The organism is Pseudomonas folii (assembly GCF_014357575.1).
Classification (GTDB): domain Bacteria; phylum Pseudomonadota; class Gammaproteobacteria; order Pseudomonadales; family Pseudomonadaceae; genus Aquipseudomonas; species Aquipseudomonas folii.
This window is the reverse complement of record NZ_JACONW010000236.1, coordinates 1-5,748: the sequence shown is the minus strand read 5'-3', so window position 1 is coordinate 5,748 and position 5,748 is coordinate 1. Positions and strand designations below refer to the sequence as shown.

The 5,748-nt window shown below is 56.2% G+C and carries 5 protein-coding genes; 1 reads left to right on the top strand and 4 read right to left on the bottom strand.

Annotation, left to right across the window (positions count from 1 at the left end; all coding sequences use genetic code 11):
• The 4 genes from H8S59_RS25835 to H8S59_RS25820 all read right to left on the bottom strand — a co-directional run.
• The coding region (locus H8S59_RS25835; RefSeq protein ID WP_187523269.1) for an SdiA-regulated domain-containing protein at nucleotides 1-872 on the bottom strand (872 nt) is incomplete at its 3' end.
• A gap of 187 nt (nucleotides 873-1,059) precedes the next feature.
• Complete coding sequence (locus H8S59_RS25830) at nucleotides 1,060-1,980, bottom strand: SdiA-regulated domain-containing protein (RefSeq protein ID WP_187523268.1); 921 nt, start codon at nucleotides 1,978-1,980, stop codon at nucleotides 1,060-1,062.
• A gap of 175 nt (nucleotides 1,981-2,155) precedes the next feature.
• Complete coding sequence (locus H8S59_RS25825; RefSeq protein ID WP_087265896.1) at nucleotides 2,156-2,821, bottom strand: fumarylacetoacetate hydrolase family protein; 666 nt, start codon at nucleotides 2,819-2,821, stop codon at nucleotides 2,156-2,158.
• A 52-nt stretch (nucleotides 2,822-2,873) separates the two neighbouring features.
• Nucleotides 2,874-4,268 carry an FAD-binding oxidoreductase gene (locus H8S59_RS25820; protein WP_187523267.1) on the bottom strand — a complete coding sequence of 465 codons (1,395 nt, stop codon included), beginning with the start codon at nucleotides 4,266-4,268 and terminating at the stop codon, nucleotides 2,874-2,876.
• Nucleotides 4,269-4,437: 169 nt separating this feature from the next.
• Here H8S59_RS25820 and serA point away from each other — a divergent pair, with 169 nt between their 5' ends.
• Entirely contained in the window at nucleotides 4,438-5,667 is a 1,230-nt protein-coding gene (serA, locus tag H8S59_RS25815; RefSeq protein WP_095092609.1) for a phosphoglycerate dehydrogenase, read from the top strand.
• The last annotated feature ends 81 nt before the right edge of the window (nucleotides 5,668-5,748 follow it).

Below are 5,748 nucleotides of genomic sequence, written 5' to 3'. Positions count from 1 at the left end.
GGCTCGCTCACCAGGTACAGGGTACCTTCGTCATCCATGGCGATACCCTCGGCCTGGGGGACGGTTTTGCCAAGGCCCATTGAGCCCTTGCTCAACGAAACATTACCTACCGCCCGGCCTTTGGTATCGAGCTCAACGATTTGTCGGGACTCATCCGACAGCGCCAGTAAATGCCCGCTACGTTCGTCGAACTGCAGACTGGAAATGTCCCGCACAAAAATCTCTGCATTACGCCGGGAGTCGGAAGACACCTCTACATTAGGCGTTTCGACGTTGGCATACGGGAAGCCGCGCACCTCGATTATCTGGACCGGTCGACGCTCCTTGGCGACAAAAAGACGCTGGCCTTTCGTGTCATACGCCAAGCCTTCGTAACCGTTGTTATTACCGGAGCCGATACCCAGTGTCAGTTGCTCGGCATCTTTGGCGTCCAGAAAAGTGGTTTCATCATCGACGTGGATCTTGATCAGGCGCTGCTTACGCTCATCGCTAATGACATAAACACCAGGGCTGATGTATTCGACCGCTTCCGAGTCACCGAACCCCGTCAGCGGAATGCGGCGCAGCGTTCTACCATCCAGGCTTAATTCAACCAGTTGGGCGTCTTTGTTAGTCACCGTGAACAGGCTTTTACGATCTGGATCGTAGCTCAGCGCCGACGCATCAGAATCCAGGCCCGCAATGGGTTGAGCTTCTATGACGACTTTATAGCCCCCCAGGCCGATAGCCTGGGCGTCCTCGCCCTGCCACAAAATCCTCCAGTTGAAGGATGCACGCTCAACGACGCGATATTCACGACCCGCAAAAAACGCCAATACAGTGAGAAGAATGAGCAGAGGGATGAGGATTTTTCGGGAGAGAAGCAGGCGCATTCAGGTTGCTCGAGGTTCAGGCGGATAGCATGGATACCATGCGAATATGAATTGAAGCTTAATGGCGGCGAGCCATCACACGCAAATGATCCTGTAGGAGCTGCCGAAGGCTGCGAAGGCGTTTCATCTGATGTACCGCAGTTCGCAGCCTGCGGCAGCTCCTACAGGCAGCTCGACAGAACCTGACCTACTTCTTCTTAAACGAATAAAACAGGTTCGGCTCGCTGACGATGTACAAATTGCCGTCGTCATCAAACGCTACACCTTCAGCGCGTGGAATAGTGTCTTTCAGACCGTTGAATCCACCCAGCAAAGTCATGAAGCTGACCTGTTGGCCGTTTTCATCCAGTTCGAGCAGCATGTGTGAGTCTGCGGACAGGGCCAGGGTGTGCCCGGTACGGGGTTCGACGGTCAATGAAGAGAGATTGCGCATATCCAGAGACTTGCTCTCGACCTTTTGCTTCTCCCCTTTCAAGACGTCGCTACCGTCGCTTTCCCAGGTGAATATCGCAGCGGGGCGTTCTTCCCCCAGCAGCAATTGCTGACGACGCGGATCCCAGGCAGTGCCCTCGAACGCTTTATTCTGGTTATCGGAAGGACCGAGGTCGTATTCCCGGAAATCAGCGATATTAAGGGTGGTGGTTTCCGGCGTGACCTTGACGATAGTCAGATGATGCTGGCGCTCATCGCTAATGGCCATGAAGCCATTCTCCATGACGGCAACCGCTTCAGGATTGCTCCACCCAATCAACGGGATCTTGCGCAGTACGTCGCCTTTGAGGGTCAATTCGACCAGAAAGGGATTCTTTCCCATGACCGCAAAAAGTGTTTTGGTCACCGGGTTATAAGACACATCCGACGCTTCATCGTCCTCCATGCCTGGAAGCGGTTTGGCGTCAATGTCGACAACGTAGTCCGGCAGCCAGACACTGGCCTCGCGGTTGGCAAGACTTTCGAAACGCTCCCCCAGCCATAGCCGACCACGATCATCCCAATGCATTGCATGGGCAACGCCGCCTGCAATCACCACAACCAGCAACAGCCAGACGTACCAGCGCGGGCGAGGTAGGCGACGTGGCGATTTGGCAGAAGATGACGGGTTGGTCATGAGCGTTCCCAAGTATGGATAACATCCAGTGGCACAGTGCCCCAAGCGGGGAGCTGGAGGCCGGATTATCCAGATCAATTGTGAAAAAAACGCCAATTGACCGATTGAGGCTGCAAAAAACGCAAAAACCGCCTGTGATGCTCATCCCAGACGGTTTTTGGTTACCGCTTAAAAGTCAGCGAACGCTGCTTTCGAAAGGCTTCTGACCTACCAGTTCCAGTACCAGCTCATCGCCAGCCAACAGCGGGCCAACGCCTGCCGGAGTGCCGGTCATGATGACGTCACCGGCCTGCAGCGAGAAGCAGGCTGCCATGTGCTGAATCACCGGCACGATAGGATTGAGCATGTCGCGGCTGTTACCGTCCTGGCGGACTTCGCCATTGATGGTCAGACGAATGCCGATGTCGGTCAGGTCGGAGAAGGTTTCGGCCGGAACAAACGGGGCGATAACAGCGGCACCGTCGAAAGACTTGGCTTCTTCCCATGGGTAACCCTTGTCGCGCAGCTTGGTCTGCACGTCACGCAGGGTCAGGTCCAGGCCGGGAGCAAAGCCGGAAATAGCGTCCAGCACTTCTTCACGGGTAGGGTTCTTGGTCAACGGCTTGCCGATCAGCACGACAATTTCCGCTTCGTAGTGCACCGCGCCACGATCAGCCGGAATGGTGAAACCACCTTCCAGCGCAACTACGGCGCTGCCAGGCTTGATGAACAGCAGCGGCTCTGTAGGCACCGCGTTATTCAGTTCCTTGGCGTGCTCGGCGTAGTTACGCCCCACGCATACAGCCTTGCCCATGGGAAAGTGGATGCTCGTTCCGTCGACATACTTATGCTGATAGCTCATGGCGGCTCCTTGGTCTCGTTGTGGTCACGCCACTATAGATAGTGACGGCCAATTAAACAGCGAAGATTTTTCCGGGGTTCATTATGCCGTTGGGATCGAATGCCGCCTTGATGGCTTTCATGTATTCGATTTCCACCGGCGAGCGGCTATACGTCAGGTAATCACGCTTGGTCATGCCCACACCGTGCTCGGCGGAAATCGAGCCGTTGTACTTCTGCACGGTTTCGAACACCCATTTGTTTACACGGGCGCATTTGACGAAGAACTCTTCCTTGTCGAGCGCCTCAGGTTTGAGGATGTTCAGGTGAAGGTTGCCATCACCGATATGGCCGTACCAGAGCACCTCGAAATCGGGATAGTGCTCGGCAACGATCGCATCGATTTCACCCAGGAACGCCGGCACTTTGGAAACAGTCACCGAGATGTCGTTCTTGTAAGGCGTGAAGTGGGAAATGGTCTCAGAGATGTATTCGCGCAGCTTCCAAAGGTTTTTCAGTTGCTGCTCGCTCTGGCTCATCACGCCATCCAGCACCCAGCCCTGCTCGACGCAATGCTCGAAGGTCGCCAATGCTTCATTGGCCAGGTCTTCGGTGGTGGCTTCGAACTCCAGCAGCACATAGAACGGGCAAGGCGTATCAAAGGGCGAAGGTACGTCGCCGCGGGCCATGACGCGGGCAAACGACTTGTCGGAGAAGAACTCGAACGCCGTCAGATCCAGCTTGCCGTGGAAGGCGTGCAGCACCGGCATGATCGAGTTGAAATCAGCAGTGCCCAACACCATCGCGGTCAGGTTCTTGGGAGCGCGGTCAAGGCGCATGGTCGCTTCGACGACAAAGCCCAGCGTACCTTCGGCACCGATGAACAACTGGCGCATGTCGTAACCGGTGGCGTTCTTGATCAGGTCCTTGTTCAGCTCAAGGATGTCGCCCTTGCCAGTCACCACTTTCAGGCCCGCGACCCAATTGCGGGTCATGCCGTAGCGAATGACCTTGATCCCGCCAGCATTGGTGCCGATATTGCCGCCAATCTGACTGGAACCCGAGGATGCAAAATCCACCGGGTAGTAAAGGCCGCTTTCTTCCGCGAGGTTCTGCAGTTGCCTGGTGATTACGCCGGGTTGAACGCGAGCCGTGCGCTCGGTGACGTTCAGTTCCAGCACCTGATTCATGTAATCGAACGAAACCACCACTTCGCCATTGGCCGCCACGGCCGCCGCAGAAAGCCCGGTTCTGCCGCCAGATGGCACCAGCGCGACCTTGTGTTCGTTGGCCCACAGGACGATGGCCTGAACCTGCTCGACAGTCTTGGGAAAGACAATGGCCACGGGTGCAGGCGTGAATTGCTTGGTCCAGTCCTTGCCGTATCTCTCCAGAGAGTCGGCATCGGTCAGCACCTTTCCAGGCTCGACCAGGGTCTTCAGTTCATCTACCAGCGCAGAATGGATCATCGACGGAACTCTCGAACAATTCATGGTCATCCTGAGAACGCTTCACGTCCAGGAATGGGGTTTAGCGGGGTGCATATGCTAGCATACGCCCCCCGCCAATCGAGCTGACGGCCCGATTCGCGACCGCTTCACTTACTGCCAAATTTCTCCGGGACACAGGTTAAAGCAGATGAGCAAGACTTCCCTCGACAAGAGCAAGATCAAGTTCCTTCTTCTCGAAGGCGTCCATCAATCCGCTGTGGATGTCCTCAAGGCAGCCGGTTATACCAGCATCGAGTACCACACCAAGTCTCTGCCGGAAGCCGAACTGAAAGAAAAGATCGCCGACGCTCACTTCATCGGCATCCGTTCTCGCACCCAGCTGACAGAAGAAATGTTCGATCACGCGAAGAAACTGGTCGCGGTCGGCTGCTTCTGCATCGGTACCAACCAGGTTGATCTGGACGCGGCTCGCGAGCGCGGTATCGCGGTGTTCAACGCGCCGTACTCCAACACTCGTTCGGTTGCCGAACTGGTCCTGGCTGAAGCGATCCTGCTGCTGCGCGGCATCCCGGAGAAGAATGCATCCTGCCACCGTGGCGGCTGGATCAAAAGCGCTGCCAACTCGTTCGAAATCCGTGGCAAGAAACTGGGCATCGTCGGCTACGGTTCGATCGGTACCCAGTTGTCTGTACTCGCCGAAAGCCTCGGCATGCAGGTGTTCTTCTTCGATCCGCTGACCAAGCTGCCACTGGGTAATGCCACTCAGGTACCAAGCCTGAACGAGCTGCTGGGCATGGCCGACATCGTGTCTCTGCACGTGCCTGAACTGCCGTCCACCCAAATGATGATTGGCGAGAAAGAAATCCGCGCCATGAAAAAGGGCGCCATCCTGATCAACGCCGCTCGCGGCACGGTCGTGGACCTCGACGCACTGGCTGACGCCATCAAGGACAAGCACCTGATCGGCGCCGCTATCGATGTGTTCCCGGTTGAGCCTCGCTCCAACGACGACATCTTCGAAAGCCCGTTGCGCGGCCTGGACAACGTGATCCTGACCCCGCACATCGGTGGTTCGACCGCCGAAGCACAAGCCAACATCGGTCTGGAAGTGGCTGAGAAGCTGGTCAAATACAGCGACAACGGTACGTCGGTGTCTTCGGTCAACTTCCCTGAAGTGGCCCTGCCTGCTCACCCTGGCAAGCACCGCCTGCTGCACATCCACGAGAACATCCCGGGCGTGCTGATGGAGATCAACAAGGTCTTCGCCGAAAACGGCATCAACATCTCCGGTCAGTTCCTGCAGACCAACGAGAAAGTCGGTTACGTGGTCATCGACGTCGATGCCGAGTATTCCGATCTGGCCCAGGAAAAGCTGCAACACGTCAAAGGCACGATCCGTAGCCGCGTGTTGTTCTAAGGGTTTCTGGCTCAACAAAAAGGAGACCTTCGGGTCTCCTTTTTTTGTGAGTGATTTACGGTGCCAACGTGTGGCCTGTAG